The organism is Mammaliicoccus sp. G-M28, assembly GCF_022386595.1.
GTDB lineage: Bacteria > Bacillota > Bacilli > Staphylococcales > Staphylococcaceae > Mammaliicoccus > Mammaliicoccus fleurettii.
This window is the reverse complement of the sequence record NZ_JAJNIF010000002.1, coordinates 106934-126787: the sequence shown is the minus strand read 5'-3', so window position 1 is coordinate 126787 and position 19854 is coordinate 106934. Positions and strand designations below refer to the sequence as shown.

Below are 19854 nucleotides of genomic sequence, written 5' to 3'. Positions count from 1 at the left end.
ATTGAACAATGACAGAAAATAAGCGTGTTGTAATGACTGGTTTAGGGACATTAAACCCTTTAGGTAATGATGTACCTACAACTTGGAAAAATGCAATTAACGGTGAAAACGGCATAGACGAAGTAACAAGAATTGATGTTTCTGAATTTCCAGCTAAATTAGCAGGTGAATTAAAAGATTTTAGCATTGACGAACATATACCTAAAAAAGATGCTCGTAAAATGGATAGATTTACTCAATATGCTATTGTAGCCGCTCGTGAAGCTTTAAAAGATTCCAAATTCGAAATAACAGATGAAAACAGTCATCGTATTGGTGTTTGGATTGGATCAGGTATTGGCGGAATGGAAACATTCGAATACTCACATAATATGTTATTGAAACGTGGTCCTAAAAGAGTAAGTCCATTTTTCGTACCAATGATGATTCCAGATATGGCTACTGGACAAGTATCAATCGATTTAGGTGCAAAAGGTCCAAACGGTTGTACAGTTACAGCTTGTGCAACAGGTACAAACTCAATAGGTGAAGCCTTTAAAATCATTCAACGTGGCGCTGCTGATTTGATGTTAGCTGGTGGGTCAGAAGCACCTATTACAGAAATGGCAATGGCTGGATTTAGTGCTAATAAAGCATTGTCTACAAATCCTGATAAAAATACTGCATGTCGTCCTTTCCAAGAAGGTAGAGATGGTTTTATCATGGGAGAAGGTGCTGGAGTAGTTGTTCTTGAATCACTTGAGTCAGCTGAAGCTCGTGGCGCTCACATATATGCTGAAGTAGTAGGTTATGGATCAACGGGTGATGCATACCATATTACAGCTCCTTCACCAAATGGAGAAGGCGGAGCACGTGCTATGCAAGAAGCAATTAAAGATGCTGGAATTAAACCAGAAGATATTCAATATTTAAATGCTCATGGTACAAGTACACCAATCGGCGACTTATATGAAGTATTAGCAATTAAATCTACTTTTGGTGAAGCTGCTAAGAACTTAAAAGTAAGTTCGACTAAATCGATGATGGGTCATTTACTTGGTGCAACAGGAGCAGTTGAATCTATTCTGACAGCATTATCAATTGAAAATAGTATTGTAGCACCAACAATCAATGCTGATTCACCTGATCCAGAAATAGATTTGGATTATACACCAAATGAAGCTACTAAATTAGATATCGAGTACGCTATGAGTAATAGTCTTGGTTTCGGTGGACATAACGCAGTATTAGTATTTAAAAAGTATCATAAATAATAAAGCTAGATAGAAGTCTAACTAGAAATATATTATAATTTTCTACATAAAGCACCTCGTTAATTTGATTTTTATTAATTAAATTATACGAAAGTGCTTTATTTTTTTGTGAAAATAGATATTGGTACGATTTTGTAAAGTGCTGACGCCTGAGGGAATAGTATGCGTGAGAAACTACAGGCTCGAACCATACCTTAGGCAAGCATGTACGAACAAAATCGAATGATTTTATAAAAAATAGATATTGGTACGATTTTGTAAAGTGCTGACGCCTGAGGGAATAGTATGCGTGAGAGACTACAGGCTCGAGCCATACCCTAGGCAAGCATGCACGTACAAAATCGTAAAATAAAAAAAGCATATCACTGTAAACTTTAAAAAATCAGTTTAATGATATGCTTATTTATTTACAATCATTGAATTTAAACGATAAAGCCAAGAATAATCGAAACGATAAAAAATAAAGTACTCAGTACGACAAAAGAGAATATCCAATTATATTGTTTTCTTTCTTTTAAATGTAATTCTTTCATACTTGGATTCATCATCTCATCATCTTTCAAATAATCTTGTGATGCTTTTGACTTCATATGGAAATTAAACTTCCTAATAGCTTGTCTTGATACAGTACCAACACCATCCTGTTTCATAGCCAAAACCCAACTCGCAGCAAAAAGCAAAGTCATAATATAAAAGTATATATTAACCGCTTGATCAATATCTTTTAAAAAGATAAGACAAAGTAATAAAAATAAACCAATATAACTAATTGTAAAAATACTCCAATATTTCATAATTACCTACCTCAACTGATTAGAATTACTTGTATTATAACAGATTGAAAAAAAATTTTTATGTTTTGCGGAACTTAATAAAAAAAATGGTGTAATATTACTTATGTATATTTTGTGTATGTTGCTACATAGTAAATGACAGAAAATTAGCAAAAATAGGTAATCAATACATTGCTTATGAATAAATATACGTAATATATGTATATAACTGTCGCGTTGTCGCTTTATTGTAATAAAATAATTGCGTATTTCAAATAGTTTCATATTCAAAATTCAGAATATTCGTGTTGATTTACATTGTATAAATTATGTATAATGTATATAAATATTTCTGAATATTAAAAAGAAATATGAAATAGATAAGGGGATTGGAGGCAAAACAATGGTTAGGTATACTTTGAAACGTATTATTTATATGTTCATATCATTGTTTTTAATTATGACGATAACATTTTTCTTAATGAAATTGTTACCGGGTTCACCGTACAACGATGAGAAATTATCAGAAGATCAAAAGGTTATTATCAACGAAAAGTATGGTTTGAATGATCCTGTACCAGTACAGTACGCAAACTATTTGGGCAGTGTTGCAAAAGGGGATTTCGGTATTTCATTCCAATACGATAACAGAGAGGTTTGGAGTTTAATTAAACCAAGACTTGGACCATCTGTAGAAATGGGTACATACGCAATGATTTTAGGAACTATAACAGGATTATTACTTGGTATAGTTGCTGCAATTAGACAGAATACAATTATAGATTATGGGGCCACCTTCCTATCGGTAATATTTATATCTGTTCCATCATTCGTTCTAGCAGTACTACTACAATATGTATTTGCAGTTGAATGGCAAATATTCCCTGTAGCAGGTTGGAGTGGATTCATGACAGCAGTACTACCGTCGATTGCTCTAGCAGCTGGTGTAACAGCAACAATTGCACGTTACATTCGTTCTGAGATGATTGAGGTCCTTGGTTCTGATTACATAGAATTAGCGAGAGCTAAAGGGATGTCTAGCGCTCGAGTTATATTTGGACACGCAGTTCGTAATGGTTTAATTCCAATAATTACGATTATCGTTCCAATGTTAGCAGGTATTTTAACAGGTACTTTGACAATTGAAAATATATTTGGCGTACCAGGTCTAGGTGACCAATTCGTACGTTCTATTCAAACTAATGACTATCCAGTTATTATGGCTTTAACTTTATTATTTAGTTTCTTATTTATTATTTCAATCTTTATAGTAGATGTACTTTATGGATTAGTTGATCCAAGAATTCGTGTTGAAGGAGGTAAAAAATAATGGCTAACAATGAAGATAACAAATTAAATAATAGCGGTTATGATAATGCCTCAGTCACACATTCTTCACAAGGTATACCTGCTGAAAAGTTTGTGTTACATGGTAGAGACAAAGTAGTAGAAGAGAAATTTGAAAGGCAAAGTCGTACATTTTGGCAAGATGCATGGAAACAATTAATAGGTAATAAATTAGCTGTAATAGGGCTAGTTGGATTATTAATCATGACTTTATTATCACTTGTTGGTCCATTGATGAATGATCATAAATTTAGTGACCAAAATGTATCACACGCAAACTTACCACCTAAAATTCCAGTATTAGATAAAGTTCCTTTCTTACCATTTGATGGTACTGATAGAGATGGCTTTGATTTATATGAAAGTCAAAGTGTAAATGAAAATTACTGGTTTGGTACAGATGAACTTGGACGTGACTTATGGACACGTACTTGGAGAGGAACTCAAGTATCATTATTCATCGGTTTAGTAGCAGCAGCATTAGATATCTTTATCGGTGTAATATACGGTGCAGTTTCAGGGTACTTCGGAGGTAGGATTGATGATATTTTACAACGTATAGTTGAAATTCTTTCTTCAATTCCTAACTTAATTGTCGTGATTTTATTCGTATTACTATTCGATCCATCAATGTGGACGATTATATTAGCCATGTCAGTAACAGGTTGGCTCGGTATGAGTCGTATCGTTCGTGGTCAATTCTTAAAACTAAAAGAACAAGAATTCGTAATGGCTTCTAGAACATTAGGTGTTTCAAACTTTAAATTAATCTTTAAACATATCCTGCCAAATACACTTGGTCCAATAATTGTAACTTCAATGTTTACAGTTCCAAGTGCGATATTCTTTGAAGCTTTCTTAAGTTTCATCGGTTTAGGGATTCCTGCACCACAAGCGTCACTAGGTTCATTAGTTGATACAGGAAGAAAGATGTTATTAATCTTCCCACATGAATTATTCGTACCAGCTGTTGTACTTAGTTTGTTAATCTTATTCTTCTACTTATTCAGTGATGGTTTAAGAGATGCATTCGATCCTAAAATGCGTAAATAATAAGGAGGAAATTAAATATGGCTAAGAGAATATTAGAAGTAAATAACTTACATGTTTCCTTCGACATTGACGCGGGGGAAGTACAAGCAGTAAGAGGTGTTGACTTTTATTTAGATAAAGGTGAAACACTAGCTATTGTTGGTGAATCAGGTTCGGGAAAATCAGTTACAACAAAAGCTTTAATGCAATTACTACCTAAAAAAGTAGGTAGAATTAAAGACGGCTCAATCTTATTTGATGGGAAAGATTTAGCTAAATTAAGTGAAAAAGAAATGCAAAAAATTCGTGGTAAAGAAATCGGGATGATATTCCAAGATCCAATGACTTCGCTTAATCCAACAATGAAAATTGGTAAGCAAGTAATGGAACCACTTATTAAGCACCAAAAATTATCAAAAAGCGATGCCAAAAAAAGAGCGTTAGATATCTTGAACTTAGTAGGATTACCGAAAGCTAAAGAAAGATTTAATAACTTTCCTCACCAATTCTCTGGTGGTCAAAGACAAAGAATTGTTATTGCGACAGCATTAGCTTGTGATCCTAAAGTGCTAATTGCAGATGAACCTACAACAGCATTAGACGTAACGATACAAGCACAAATTTTGGAGTTAATGAAAGAATTACAACATAAAATTGACACATCTATTGTTTTTATTACGCATGATTTAGGTGTTGTAGCAAACGTTGCTGATAGAGTTGCAGTTATGTATGGCGGTCAAATTATTGAAACAGGTTCAGTTGATGAAATTTTCTATAATCCGAAACATCCTTATACTTGGGGGCTATTATCTTCTATGCCAAGTTTAGAGACATCACATGACACAGAACTATTAGCAATACCTGGTTCTCCACCAGATTTAATTAAGCCTCCAGTAGGCGATGCGTTTGCGAGACGTAGTGAATATGCGTTAGATATTGACTATAAGGAAGAGCCACCTTGGTTCCAAGTGTCTCCGACGCATTTCGTTAAATCTTGGTTATTGGATGATAGAGCACCTAAAGTAGAATTGCCAGAAGCTGTTAAATTAAAACAAAGAGAAACACCAGAACAATTTGACAAGCCAAAACGTGTAGAAAGGGTGACGTTCTAATGGCTGATAATAAAGAAGTATTAATTGATGTTCAAAATTTAAAGCAATATTTTAATGTTGGTAAGAAAAATGAAGTTAGAGCAGTTGATGATATCTCCTTTAAAATCTATAAAGGTGAAACATTAGGTTTAGTAGGTGAATCTGGTTGTGGTAAGTCCACAACTGGTCGTACACTTATCAAATTATATGATGCTACTGACGGTAAAGTGGTATTTGATGATGTTGATATACAGAATATTAAAAAGAGAAAAGATTTATTAAGATTTAATCGACGCATGCAAATGATATTCCAAGACCCATATGCCTCATTAAATCCAAGGTTAAAAGTTATGGATATCATTGCTGAAGGATTAGATGTACATAAACTTGTATCAAGCAAAGAAGAAAGAAAAAAACGTGTCTATGATTTATTAGAGACAGTTGGTTTATCTAAAGAGCATGCAAATAGATATCCACATGAATTCTCTGGTGGTCAAAGACAAAGACTGGGAATTGCACGTGCATTAGCTGTTGAACCTGAATTTATTATTGCAGATGAACCGATATCTGCACTAGATGTATCTATTCAAGCTCAAGTAGTTAACTTAATGCAGAAGCTACAAGATGAAAAAGGTATAACTTTCTTATTCATAGCGCATGATTTATCAATGGTTAAATATATTTCAGATAGAATTGGTGTAATGTACTTTGGTAAGTTGGTTGAACTTGGACCTTCAGATCAAATATATAAACATCCACAACATGAATATACAAAATCATTATTATCAGCTATTCCATTACCAGATCCTGATTCTGAAAGAACAAGAACAAGATCATCATATAATCCGGAAATACATAAATATGAAGATGATGATAAATTGGAATTAAGAGAAGTAGGACCTGATCATTACGTTTATTGTTCTGAAAAGGAATTTGCTGAGAAAAAAGAAAACTATAACAAAACTTTTGATTTATCAGAAGCGTAATTTTAACAAACCTTAAAATTGCTATTACTTGTTATAAAATTATTTTGTAGTATAACTATTGTTTGAAAATTGTGTGAAATACTATTGTCTTTCATACATTTTTAAAATATAATAAAATTAACAATCTTCTGAAAATTCAGAAGAAAGTAAACAAGGGGGAAAAGCTATATGAGGAAAAGACTTTCGGTTTTATTGTCAATATTAGTTGCAGCTGTTTTAACGTTAGCAGCATGTAGTGGTGGCGGTTCTAAAAAAGATGAGGGAGGTAAAGGCGGCGTTAAAAGTGAAAAATCTGAAAACGTCTTAAACTTATCTTCAACATCTGATATTCCTACGATGGATTCATCGTTAGCAACTGACCAAGTTTCATTTATCAACTTTAACCAGACATTAGAGGGATTATATGTACTAGATAAAGATGATAAGGCAGTACCAGGTGTTGCTAAAGGGGAACCTGAAAAATCAGAAGACGGGAAAACATGGACAATTAAATTACGAGATGATGCAAAATGGTCAAATGGTGATCCAGTTACTGCTCATGACTTCGTATATGCATGGCAAAGAACGGTAGATCCTAAAACAGCTGCTGAATATGCATACATGTTTGAAAATATCGAGAATGCTAAAGAAATCTCAGCAGGTAAGAAAAAACCTGAAGAATTAGGTGCTAAAGCAATTGATGATCAAACATTAGAAGTCAAATTAGTGAAAGACGTACCTTGGATGCAAAGCTTATTCGCTTTCGGTTCATTCATGCCTCAAAATGAAAAATTCGTTGAAAAACAAGGTAAAAAGTTCGGTACTACAGCTGAAGCTACTTTATCTAATGGACCATTCCAATTAAAAGAATGGAAAACAGAAGATAACTGGAAACTAGTACCTAACAAAGAGTATTGGGATAAAGACAAAGTTAAACTAGACGAAGTAAACTATAAAGTCGTAAAAGAATCTCAAACAGCTTTAAACATGTATCAAACAGGTAAATTAGATTCAGTAGTATTAGACCCACAAAATGTTAATAAATATAAAGATAAAGAAGATTTTGTAACTGAATTAAACACTTCAAATTATTTCTTTAGAATTAACAGTACGAAAAATAAAGATTTGAAAAATGAAGATTTAAGAAAAGCATTTGCAAAATCAATTGATAAAGATGAATATGTAAAATCATTATTAAATAATGGTTCAACTGTTTCAGATAAATTAATGGTTAAAGATTTCGTTAAAGATAAAGATGGTAAAGATTACATCGATGGCGTGAAATCTCCATTAAATTATGATAAAAAAGAAGCGAAAAAATTATTAGAAAAAGCTAAAAAAGATACTGGTAAAGATAAATTCGATATTGAATTATTAACTTATGATGCTGATGAATCTAAAAAAGCAGCTGAATTTGTAAAAGAACAAGTAGAGAAAAACTTACCAGGCGTAACTTTAAAAATTAAACAACAACCGTTCAAACAAAAATTAGCTTTAGAATCTAAAGGCGACTATGATATTTCATTCGCTGGTTGGGGTCCTGACTATCCTGATTCAACGACTTTCTTAGACTTATTCAAGAAAGATAGTCCTCATAACCAAACTGGATATTCAAATCCTGAATATGACAAAGCTTTAGAGGAAGCTAACTCTGATGAAATGTTGAAAGAAGAAAATAGTGCTAAACGTACTAAATTGTTACAAGATGCAGAATCTAAATTCTTAGACTCAGCCTCTATTGGACCACTATATCAACAAGGTATTGCACGTTTACGTCAACCATATGTTAAAAACTGGGAACCACATAAATTCGGTGGAGACTACTCACTTAAACAAGTAGAAATCGCTGGAGCTAAATAAAAGTGAATGAAAGCAATCAATGTAAACATTGATTGCTTTTCTTTATATCAATTTCTATGTTTTAAAAATTAAAAGGGGGATTATCAATATGCATAAAAGATTAAAAATAATTTTTGTAATGTTAGTGTCTCTTGTAGTGATCTTGTCTGCGTGTAGTAGTGATAATAAGGAGAAGAAAGATAATAATATTAAACAATCTAAATCCAAAAACGAATTGAATTTATCATCTGGTGATGATATTCCTACAATGGATCCTTCATTAGCAGCTGACCAAGTATCATTTACGACTTTTGCTCAAACTCTAGAGGGCTTGTATGTACTTGATAAAGATGATAAACCAATTCCAGGAGTTGCAAAAGATAAGCCTAAAAAGTCGAGTGATGGTAAAACATGGACAATTAAATTAAGAGATAATGCAAAATGGTCTAATGGTGACCCAGTTACAGCTCACGATTTTGTATTTGCTTGGCAACGTTCAGTAGATCCTGAAACTGCAGCAGAGTTTGCATATATGTTTGAAAACATTGAAAATGCAAAAGAAATAACTGCTGGAGATAAGAAACCTGAAGAACTTGGTGTGAAAGCAATTGATGATCAAACACTAGAAATTAAACTTATTAAAGATGTACCATGGATGGAAAGTTTATTAGCTTTTGGCTCATATATGCCTCAAAATGAAAAATTTGTTAAAAAACATGGAGACAAATTTGGGACAACAGATAAAACGACTTTATCAAATGGTCCATATAAATTAACAGAATGGAAACCAGAAGATAGATGGAAATTAGAAAAGAATGATGAATATTGGGATAAAGATAAAGTGAAAGTTAAAGAAGTTAATACTAAAGTAGTGAAAAACACACAAACTGCTATTAATATGTATCAAACAGGCAAATTAGACATGGTCGGTTTAGACGCTCAAAATGTTAAGAAATATAAAGAGAGAAAAGACTTTTCAACGGAGTCTACATCGGGTAGTTACTTCTTTAGAATCAATAAAGAGAAGAATGAAAATCTAAAAAATGAAGATTTAAGAAAAGCGATAGCTAAATCAATTGATAAAAAATCATATGTTGATTCATTATTAAATAATGGTTCTAAACCTTTAGATACTTTAATGATTAAAGACTTTGTAAAAGATAGTGATGATAAAGATTATACTAAAGGTGTTAAATCTTCATTAAACTATGACAAAGATGAAGCTAAGAAACATCTAGATAAAGCTAAAAAAGATTTAGGAAAAGATAAATTTACAATAGAATTACTGACTTATGATGAAGATGAATCTAAAAAAGCAGGAGAATTTGTAAAAGAGCAAATAGAGAAGAACTTACCTGGTGTTACTTTAAAAATTAAGCAACAACCATTTAAACAAAAACTTGCATTAGAATCTAAAAAAGATTTTGATATATCATTTGCAGGTTGGTTCCCGGACTATCCAGATCCAACAACATTCTTAGATTTATTCACATCTGACTCACCACATAACCAAACAGGATATGCGAATAAAGAATATGATAAAGCATTAGAAGAAGCGAATTCAGATGAAATGCTTAAACCAGAGAACAGCGATAAAAGAATTAAAGCGTTACAAGACGCAGAAACTAAATTCTTAGATTCAGCCTCTATTTCGCCATTATTCCAGACAGGCTCAGCAAGATTGAGACAACCATATATTAAAAATTGGCAAAATCATAAATATGGCGGGGACTATACATTGAAAGGTGTAGAAATAGAAGGAGCTAAATAATTATGAAAGACTGGGACAAATTAATTGTCTCAGTCTTTTTTTGAATGTGATCACAAGTTTATAACACCTTACAAGAGTGGACTTAAAAACAGAACTCAACGAACTTATTATAAGTGCTACTTTATAAATGAATTTTCATATCCGACACGCCTGAGGAAACAGTACAAGTCGAAGACTACAGGCTAAGACTGTACCCTAGGCAAGGGAGGTTATGAAACCTTTTTTAGTATAAACGAAGAAGCATGACGCATATAAGTTGTACTTCTTTTTGATGAATAATAATAATATTTAAAATTAAACAATATATTTTAAGTATATAATGTGAAGTTATGTTGCGACAAATGGAAAATAACATTATAATTGAAGAAAGTTCAGAAATGACTGAATTTTCAAAAATTGAATAAGGGGAAATGTTTATGAATAACAAGCATTTTAGGTGGAGTTTTTTAGTTTTATTGTCGGTTGTATTACTTTTATCGGCATGTAGTGGTGGAAATGGAAAGAAGGATAGTGACTCTTCTGCAGGGGATGGCAAAAAGTTACGATTAATTTCAATTTCTGATATTCCATCAATGGATTCAACGTTAGCAACAGATGCTGTTTCATTCGATGCGTTAAATAATACAATGGAAGGATTGTATAAGTTAGACAAGAATGACAAGGCAATACCGGGAATTGCGAAAGGTGATCCTAAAAAATCCGACGATGGTTTAACGTGGACAATCGAATTGAGAGATGCGAAATGGTCTAATGGCGATAAAGTTAAAGCTGACGATTTTGTATATGCTTGGCGTAAGCTTGTAGATCCAAAAAACGCTTCTGAATATGCATTTATCATGTTTGATATTGAAAATGCAGAAGATATTAACAAAGGAGATAAAAAGCCTGAAGAATTAGGTGTTAAAGCGATTGATGATAAAACACTAGAAATTAAACTTAATCGTGAATTACCTTATTATCAAGAACTATTAACATTCGGATCATTCTTACCACAAAATGAGAAGTTCGTTAAAGAAAAAGGCGATAAGTACGGTACAACAGCAGAAGATACATTATATAACGGTCCGTTCACATTATCAGATTGGAAAACGGAAGATAATTATACATTGACTAAAAATAAAGAGTACTGGGATAAAGGTAACGTGAAGTTAGACAGCGTTAACTTTAAAGTAGTTAAAGAACCTCAAACAGCTTTAAATATGTATAATGCTGGTGATGTTGATGAAGCTTTAATACCAGCTGAAAATGTTAAAAAATATAAAAAAGATAAAGCTTATAATACAGAACTTGAATCACGTGTTTACTTTATGAGATTGAACCAAAAAGATGTACCTGAATTTAAAAACAAAGATTTAAGAATGGCTATTGCACAATCAATTGATAGAGAACAATATGTTAAGAGTAATTTAAATAATGGTTCTAAAGCAGCAAAATCATTAGTACCTACTGAATTTGTAAAAGATACTAAAGGTGAAGATTATACTAAAGGCGTTAAGACTGAAAATAAATTTAACAAAAAAGAAGCTAAGAAACATTTAGAAGCTGCTAAAAAAGATCTTGGCAAAGATGAATTTACTTTTGAACTGTTAACGTACGATCAAGATAATGCTAAAAAAGATGCAGAATATTTCAAAGAACAAATTGAACAAAATCTACCTGGCGTTAAAATTAAAGTTAAACAACAGCCATATAAACAAAAGTTAAAGCTTGAATCAAGTATGGATTATCAAATTGCGTTCGGTAGATGGGGCCCAGATTATCCAGATGCGATGACATTCCTAGAATTATTTACAAGTGATAATGTAATGAATGAAACGGGTTGGAAAAACAAAGAATATGATAATAAAATTGAAGACGCAGGAAATAAATTACTAGATAAAGAACAAAAACGTGTTGAAACAATGCAAGATGCTGAAACATTGCTGTTGGATGAAGCTGCAATTGTTCCAGTCTATCAACAAGGTAATGCGAGGTTAACACAAAGTTATGTAAAAGGTATTGAAAGACATAAGTTTGGTGGAGACACAGATTTAAAACATGCATATATTCAAAAGTAACAGATCGATAGTTTATATAAATAGAAAACTAGGGGGATGAGGTTACATGTCGAAAATGTTCAAATTTTTAGCAATGATGTTAACTGCAGTACTAGTATTAAGTGCTTGTTCATCAGGTGGAGGTAAAAAAGACTCTAAAAGTGATGAAGCATTAGATTTACAAATCAATGGTGACGTTCCAACAATGGATTCAGCAATGGCAACAGATGGTTTATCATTTGATATGTTTTTCCAAACTATGGAAGGACTATATACATTAGATAAAAACGATAAAGCAATACCAGCTGTAGCAAAAGGGGAACCTAAAATCACAAATGATGGTAAGAAATGGACTGTAAAATTAAGAGAAGATGCTAAATGGTCAAACGGAGATCCAGTAACTGCCAATGATTTTGTCTTCGCTTGGAGAAAAGTAGTGGATCCAGACACTGCATCTGAATATGCATATATTTTATATGATATAAAGAATGCTGAAGACATAAATAATGGTGACAAAAAGCCAGAAGAACTTGGCGTGAAAGCTGTAGATGATCATACTTTAGAATTTGAACTTACAAAATCATTACCATATTATAAAGAACTATTGTCATTCGGTACATTTATGCCACAAAATAAAAAGTTTGTTGAAAAACAAGGTGATAAATATGGTACAACTGTAAAATCAACTCTTTATAATGGTCCATTTAAAATGAGTGAATGGAAAACAGACGATAAAGTTACTTTAGAAAAAAATGATAAATATTGGGACAAAGATAAAGTTAAATTAGATAAAGTAAATTATAAAGTAGTTAAAGAAGCATCAACAGCTGTAAATTTATATGAAACTAATAAATTAGATATAGTAGATTTACCAGCTGAACAAGTGAAAAAATACAAAGATGATAAAGCATTTAATACTGAGTTAGATACTGTGACTTATTACTTTAAATTAAATGAAGATACAGTACCTGAATTTAAAAATCAAGACTTTAGATTAGCATTTGCAAAAGCAATTGATAAAGAAGCTTATGTAAAAAATAATTTAAATAACGGTTCAATTCCGAGTGATAATTTTGTGCCAAAAGACTTTGTTAAAGATAGCAAAGGTAAAGAATATCAAGATGGTGTGAAAAATACAAATCAATATAATGTTAAAGAAGCAAAAAAACATTTTGAAAAAGCTAAAAAAGCATTAGGTAAAGATAAATTCACTATAGAATTAATGACTTATGATAAAGATACAGCTAAAAGAGATGCTGAATACTTTAAAGAACAACTTGAGAAAAATTTAGAAGGCGTAACAATAAAAATTAAACAGCAACCATTTAAACAAAAACTTGATGTAGTATCAAAAGGACAATATGAAATGTCATTAGAAAACTGGATTCCAGATTATCCAGACCCAATGACATTCTTAGAGTTATATGTAACGGATGGCTCGCACAATAATACAGGATGGTCTAATAAAGAATACGACAAAATTATTAAAGCAGCTGATTCATCATTAGCAAGCAATCCTGACAAACGACTTTCTGAACTACAAAGAGCAGAAGGTATGTTATTAAATGAAGCGGGTATCGTTCCACTTTATCAAGTAGGCGTAGCTCAACTTCAAAAACCAAATGTTAAAAATGTAGTAAACCACCAATTCGGAGGCGTTTCTACTTTAAAAGAAGCATACATTGAGAAATAAGAAATTAGAGAATCCACAGCGACATTGTTTATGTCACTGTGGATTTTTGTTTATTTATCAAGACATGGTCAACATGATAAATAGAAAGGCTGAATATTGCAAGACAGGGTCGACAAGCTACGTAGAGCGGTTGAATGTTGCAAGACATGGTCAACATTATAAATAGAAAGGCTGAATATTGCTAGTGGAGACCAACATGATAAATAGAGCGTTCGAATGTTGCAAGACAGGCTAAACATGATAAATAGAGCGGTTGAACATTGCAAGACAGGCTAAACATGATAAATAGAGAGGCTGAATGTTGCTAGTGGAGACCAACATGATAAATAGAGCGGCTGAATGTTGCAAGACAGGCCAAACATGATAAATAGAACGGTTGAATGTTGCAAGACAGGCCAAACATGATAAATAGAACGGTTGAATGTTGCAAGACAGGCCAAACATGATAAATAGAGCGTCCGAACATTGCAAGACAGGCCAAACATGATAAATAGAGCACATCCAATTACTACAATTTAATAATCTGATATATTACGACAAAATAAAGAAGATACTGAAACAATTAATTGCCCCAGTATCTTCTTTATTTTAATATTTACTTTCTTTTACGACCTAGACCCATAGCATTTTCCATCTTCTTCAATGTTTTATTAGCTACAAAGCTTGCTTTATCTCTACCTTTATCAAGGATTTCATCTAATACTTCTTTATTTTCATAGAAGTAATTAAATTTCTCTTGGAATTCTAATAGGAATTTTTTAACTTCTTCAGCTAAGTCTCCTTTAAAGTCTCCGTATCCTTTATCTTCATATTGAAGTTCAAGTTCTTCGATTGATTTGCTTGTAATACTTGAGTAGATGACTAATAAATTACTAATACCCGGTTTGTTTTCTTTATCATATTTAACGATGCCATCTGAGTCTGTTACCGCACTTTTAATTTTTTTGGCTGCAACGTTTGGTTCATCTAGTAAAGAAATAAAGTTTTTTTGATTGTCATCACTTTTACTCATTTTTTTAGTAGGGTCTTGTAAACTCATTATTCTAGCGCCAAATTTAGGCATATGAATAGCTGGTTTTGTTAACACGTCATTGTATTTAGAATTAAAACGGTCAACAACATTACGAGTTAGTTCTATATGTTGTTTTTGATCATCTCCAACAGGGACGATGTTTGTGTTATAGAGCACGATATCTGCTGCCATTAATGGTGGATAAGTTAATAAACCAGCAGGGATACCTTGTGTTTGCTTTTGTGCTTTATCTTTATATTGTGTCATTCTTTCTAATTCACCAATTGAAGTAATCGTAGTTAAAATCCAACCTGCTTGAATATGGGCTGGTACTTCTGATTGGATGAATAAAGTTACCTTTTCATGATCTAAACCTGATGCTAAATATATAGCAGCTAATTTCCGCGTATTTTCTCTTAATTTAAGTCTGTCTTGAGGTACTGTTATAGCGTGTTGATCTACAATACAAAAAAAGCAGTCATAATCATGTTGAATCTCATTAAATTGTTTTAAAGCGCCAATATAATTACCTAAAGTTGGAATTCCACTTGGTTGGATGCCTGAAAATAAAGTTTCCATTAAATGTTGCCTCTTTTCTACAAAATTTCTTTATATCATTATAACAGTATTTTATTCATTTGTAAGTTGTGTTATTCTTAGTAGTAGATAAATATATTGTTTAAAGTAAATTCATCTATATTTTATGTGCTTTTTAATGAATTATTAGAAATTTCTCATTTAATTTTAATCTTTGAGTTATATAATATATTTATAGCAATTAGAAAAAGATTAAACCAAGTGAGCAACATATGTTTAACCTAGGGCTATATGGGGTATACATAACTAAGTGCATTTTATCTTATAAGTTCACTGACGTTTAACATAAATAATATTCAATTAGGAGAGTGAGATGTATGGTAACATTATTTACTTCACCAAGTTGCACATCTTGCCGTAAAGCGAAAGCATGGTTACAAGAACATGACATTCCGTATACGGAGCGTAATATTTTTTCAGAACACTTAACATTAGATGAAATTAAATCAATTTTAAAAATGACAGAAGATGGAACAGACGAAATCATTTCTACTCGTTCTAAAACTTATCAAAAATTAAATGTAGATATCGATGCATTACCTCTACAAGAATTATATACAATTATTCAAGATAATCCAGGTTTACTACGTCGTCCAATCATTTTAGATGACAAACGTTTACAAGTTGGATATAACGAAGATGAAATTCGTCGTTTCTTACCTAGAAAAGTACGTACGTTCCAACTATTGGAAGCACAACGTATGGTTGACTAATTTAGTCTAATATTAAATTTGTAGCTCCTGTATACAGGGGCTATTTTTGTATAAAAAATTAAATGCGAATAGTTTAAACAAATTACTGTTAAAATGTATTTGTTTATAATACAATGAATGTACTATTCCTAGAGTAAGGGAGTGTGACATTATGAGAATAGAACGAATTGATGAAACAACTGTAAAATTATTTATAACTTATCAAGATATCGAAGCAAGAGGATTCAAACGAGAAGATTTATGGACAAACCGTAAACGAGGCGAAGAATTTTTCTGGTCTATGATGGATGAAATTAACGATGAAGAAGAATTCGTTGTTGAGGGGCCTTTATGGATTCAAGTGCATGCGTTTGAAAAGGGTGTTGAAGTAACAGTTTCTAAATCTAAAGGTGATGAACTGTTAAATATGACTGACGAGGAATCTAATGAGCAATTAGAATATCAAGTCAATGATTTCTTATCTCAAGCACTCGATTCTGACCAGAATATCGGAGAACTCTTAAATGATGGCAAAGAAGATGAAGAAAAACAATTTATTCCTAAAGACATCGGATTACTTGTTAGGTTTGAAGAGCTAGAAGATATTATCGAATATGCACATTATAATGAACATAAAGATATTGTATTTACAGACTTATTATATATGTTAGATAACAAATATTATTATTATGTACAATTTGATCAAATAGATAGTGAAGAAATTATTAATGATTTCTATGGGCAACTACTTGAATATGCAAATCCAACTCAAGTATCTAAATTATATCTAGATGATTATGCAAAAATTGTCATGAGTTATAATGTTATGGGTCAAGTAACAAGATATTTTGAACCGAAAAATTAAATAAGTAATTTTAGCACCTCTTTACGTTTTATATAGTAAAGAGGTGTTTTTATGTTAATAGGACTAAATCAAAATAGCGAACTCATATATGCGCAACATGCTAAATCACAAGAAATATATAAATGTCCTGAATGTTTATCAGAACTTATTTTGAAAAAGGGCAAACATATGGTAACCCATTTCGCACATAAAGCAAATAGTTATTGTATGAGGAATAGCTATAAGAAAGAGTCTTTAATGCATTTAGCCTCTAAACATCACATTTATTCACACTTGAATAATAAAGTGACAATAGATATGGAATATTATTTACCAGAAATTGATCAAATACCTGATATTATAATTAATAGAAATTTAATAGTTGAATTTCAATATTCTTCAATTAGTCTTGATTTATTGATGGATAGAACAGAAGGATTTAAAGCACTAAATATGAAGGTGATTTGGATAGGGAAAGATATAGATTATCGTAATGGAATAATGCATCTAAGTTATTTTGAAGCTGCATTAATCAATCACTGTGAAAGAACATTGATTACTTATAATCCTAATAATCAAATGTTAATTAGATATGAAAGGATTCAATCGCTTGATAAGCATACATTTATTGGTTTTAAAAAAGAAATTAAATGGGAAGACTTATTGAATAGCTATCATGTACAAGACGTTCCTAATTTATATTTATCAGATAGGGCATATGATAATTATTTATCTAAATGTAGAAAAAGTAGAAATGTGTTAGAACCTACACTTTCACTATTATATAACGCAAGGTTAATACATAAGAAGAGGCTACAAATAATAGGGGTAATTGTACCTGAACAAATATATTTCTTAACACATTGTATAACTTGGCAATCATATTTGTTTTATGAAATGGAGAAAAGAACTTTTACTTTTGAGAAATTCTATAATTTTATTGAATTTAGAACTTTTCATGATTATAGTTTTTCAAAAAAAGAAATACTATTAAAGGCGTTAAATTCATATATATCGATTATTCACCAATAGGCTATATCACGTGCAAATTTGATTATTTAATGAGAAAATTATAAATATGAAATTCAAAGGAGGCTATTAATATGGCTAAGTTAATTACAAGGGAAGAACAGCAAGAACAATATACATGGGACCTTACAACTATTTTTGATTCAGATGAAGCATACGAAGAAGCTTTTAAAGAATTAGAAACATATTTAGGTAAAGAAGAACAATTCAAAGGACATTTGAAAGATAGTTCTGATACACTTTATCAAGCTTTATTATTGGATAGTGAAATAGATGAGAAACTAGGTAAAGTTTACGTGTATGCACATTTAAAGCACGATCAAGATACGGCTAATGATAAATATGCTGGCTACGAAGCAAAAGCAGCTACATTAGCGAACAAGTTTGCTAGCGCATGGAGTTTTATATTACCAGAATTAATGTCTATAGATGAAGCAACATTGAATGAATTTGTCGCTTCTAATGATAATTTAAAGAGATATCAATTTGATATTGAGAAATTAAACAAAAAAAGACCACATATTTTAAGTGATAAAGAAGAAAAAATACTTGCAGAAGCAGGCGAGGCATTACAAACACCAAGTAACGTATTCGGCATGTTTAATAATGCAGATTTAGAATTTAAACCTGCTGTTGATAAAGATGGAAATGAACATGAATTAACACAAGGTACATATACTAAGTTGTTAGAGTCTGAAGACCGCATTTTAAGAAAGTCAGCTTATGATAACGTATATGATGCGTATGGCAGCCATAACAACACTTTAACTGCTACATTAAGTGGTAAAGTTAAGACTGCAATATTCAGTTCTAAAGTACGTCAATATCAATCAGCTAGGGAACAAGCATTATCCAACAACTTTATCCCTGAAGAAGTATATGATAACTTAATTGAAACTGTACATAAGTATTTACCATTGTTACATCGCTACACTGAACTTAGAAAAGAGTTGTTAGGTTTAGATGAAATGCATATGTACGATATGTACACTCCACTAGTTAAGAACTCATCATTTGAAATGCCTTATGAAGAAGCTAAAGACTGGATGGTTAAAGCTTTACAACCGATGGGTAAAGAATATATCGAAGTTGTAGAAGAAGGACTAAATAATAGATGGGTAGATGTGTATGAGAATAAAGGTAAACGTTCAGGAGGTTATTCTTCAGGCGCACATTTAACAAATCCTTTCATATTATTAAACTGGTCAGATTCAATTTCTGATTTATTTACACTTATTCATGAATTTGGACATTCAGCTCACAGTTACTTTAGTAGAAAGCATCAACAATCAAATGAAAGTGATTATTCAATTTTTGTTGCTGAAGTTGCATCTACAACAAATGAAGCACTATTAAGTGAATATATGGATAAGAATTTAGAAGATCCAGAAAAACGTAAATATTTATTGAACCAAGAGTTAGAAAGATTCAGAGCTACATTATTTAGACAAACAATGTTTGCTGAATTTGAATATTTAATACACAAAATTGTAGAAGATGGTGAACCTTTAACGTCTGAACGATTAAATACTGAGTATGCTGAACTAAATAAAAAGTATTTTGGTGATTCAGTTGTAACAGATGATAATATATCTAAAGAATGGTCACGTATACCTCATTTCTATTATAATTTCTATGTTTATCAATATGCGACAGGCTATAGTGCTGCACAAGCATTAAGTAAACAAATATTAGATGAAGGTGAGCCTGCAGTTAAAAGATATATTAATGAATTCTTAAAAGCAGGTAGTTCTGATTATCCTATTGAAGTATTGAAAAAAGCAGGAGTTGATATGACTTCTAAACAGCCTATAGAAGAGGCGATGGAAGTCTTTGAACAAAAATTAAATGCTTTTGAGAAACTCGTAAAAGAGAATTAA

Annotated in this window: 15 protein-coding genes; 13 read left to right on the top strand and 2 right to left on the bottom strand. The window is 31.6% G+C overall.

The genetic code is table 11. From position 1 onward, the window contains the following. Positions 1–8: 8 nt before the first annotated feature. Entirely contained in the window at positions 9–1253 is a 1245-nt protein-coding gene (gene fabF, locus LQ609_RS02460) for a beta-ketoacyl-ACP synthase II (protein ID WP_078356678.1), read from the top strand. A gap of 422 nt (positions 1254–1675) precedes the next feature. Here fabF and LQ609_RS02455 read toward each other — a convergent pair whose 3' ends face one another. Then, complete coding sequence (locus LQ609_RS02455; protein WP_078356679.1) at positions 1676–2047, bottom strand: DUF3899 domain-containing protein; 372 nt, start codon at positions 2045–2047, stop codon at positions 1676–1678. Between the two features lie 382 nt (positions 2048–2429). Here LQ609_RS02455 and opp3b point away from each other — a divergent pair, with 382 nt between their 5' ends. The 8 genes from opp3b (at position 2430) to LQ609_RS02415 (ending at position 13800) form a co-directional block, all read left to right on the top strand. Next, positions 2430–3356, top strand: a complete 927-nt coding sequence (gene opp3b / locus LQ609_RS02450; protein WP_078356680.1) for an oligopeptide ABC transporter permease — start codon at positions 2430–2432, stop codon at positions 3354–3356. Then, on the top strand, positions 3356–4426 hold the full coding sequence (gene opp3C / locus LQ609_RS02445; protein ID WP_078356681.1) for an oligopeptide ABC transporter permease: 1071 nt from the start codon (positions 3356–3358) through the stop codon (positions 4424–4426). Before opp3b ends, opp3C begins: the two co-directional genes overlap by 1 nt. A gap of 17 nt (positions 4427–4443) precedes the next feature. Then, positions 4444–5517, top strand: coding sequence for an ABC transporter ATP-binding protein (locus tag LQ609_RS02440; RefSeq protein ID WP_078356682.1), 1074 nt, complete (start codon positions 4444–4446; stop codon positions 5515–5517). Further along, the gene (locus LQ609_RS02435) at positions 5517–6482 is read left to right on the top strand and encodes an ABC transporter ATP-binding protein (protein ID WP_078356683.1); all 966 of its coding nucleotides are present in this window, start codon (positions 5517–5519) and stop codon (positions 6480–6482) included. The genes LQ609_RS02440 and LQ609_RS02435 overlap by 1 nt, the downstream gene beginning before the upstream one ends. 168 nt (positions 6483–6650) lie before the next feature. After that, on the top strand, positions 6651–8321 hold the full coding sequence (locus tag LQ609_RS02430) for a peptide ABC transporter substrate-binding protein (RefSeq protein ID WP_239734273.1): 1671 nt from the start codon (positions 6651–6653) through the stop codon (positions 8319–8321). A gap of 88 nt (positions 8322–8409) precedes the next feature. Further along, positions 8410–10071, top strand: coding sequence for a peptide ABC transporter substrate-binding protein (locus LQ609_RS02425; protein ID WP_239734272.1), 1662 nt, complete (start codon positions 8410–8412; stop codon positions 10069–10071). 416 nt (positions 10072–10487) lie between these two features. After that, on the top strand, positions 10488–12128 hold the full coding sequence (locus tag LQ609_RS02420) for a peptide ABC transporter substrate-binding protein (protein WP_239734271.1): 1641 nt from the start codon (positions 10488–10490) through the stop codon (positions 12126–12128). A 46-nt stretch (positions 12129–12174) separates the two neighbouring features. Next, the gene (locus LQ609_RS02415) at positions 12175–13800 is read left to right on the top strand and encodes a peptide ABC transporter substrate-binding protein (RefSeq protein WP_078356687.1); all 1626 of its coding nucleotides are present in this window, start codon (positions 12175–12177) and stop codon (positions 13798–13800) included. Between the two features lie 595 nt (positions 13801–14395). Here LQ609_RS02415 and trpS read toward each other — a convergent pair. Continuing rightward, positions 14396–15391 (bottom strand): tryptophan--tRNA ligase, encoded by a 996-nt coding sequence (gene trpS / locus LQ609_RS02410; protein ID WP_115337652.1) that lies wholly within the window; start codon positions 15389–15391, stop codon positions 14396–14398. Between the two features lie 335 nt (positions 15392–15726). Between trpS and spxA the strand changes: the two genes are divergently transcribed. The 4 genes from spxA (at position 15727) to pepF (ending at position 19854) form a co-directional block, all read left to right on the top strand. After that, positions 15727–16122 carry a transcriptional regulator SpxA gene (gene spxA, locus LQ609_RS02405; protein ID WP_016999380.1) on the top strand — a complete coding sequence of 132 codons (396 nt, stop codon included), beginning with the start codon at positions 15727–15729 and terminating at the stop codon, positions 16120–16122. Positions 16123–16273: 151 nt separating this feature from the next. Further along, the gene (mecA, locus tag LQ609_RS02400; protein WP_078356689.1) at positions 16274–16966 is read left to right on the top strand and encodes an adaptor protein MecA; all 693 of its coding nucleotides are present in this window, start codon (positions 16274–16276) and stop codon (positions 16964–16966) included. Between the two features lie 51 nt (positions 16967–17017). Next, positions 17018–17977 carry a competence protein CoiA gene (locus tag LQ609_RS02395; RefSeq protein WP_239701515.1) on the top strand — a complete coding sequence of 320 codons (960 nt, stop codon included), beginning with the start codon at positions 17018–17020 and terminating at the stop codon, positions 17975–17977. A gap of 71 nt (positions 17978–18048) precedes the next feature. Next, the gene (gene pepF, locus LQ609_RS02390; RefSeq protein ID WP_078356691.1) at positions 18049–19854 is read left to right on the top strand and encodes an oligoendopeptidase F; all 1806 of its coding nucleotides are present in this window, start codon (positions 18049–18051) and stop codon (positions 19852–19854) included.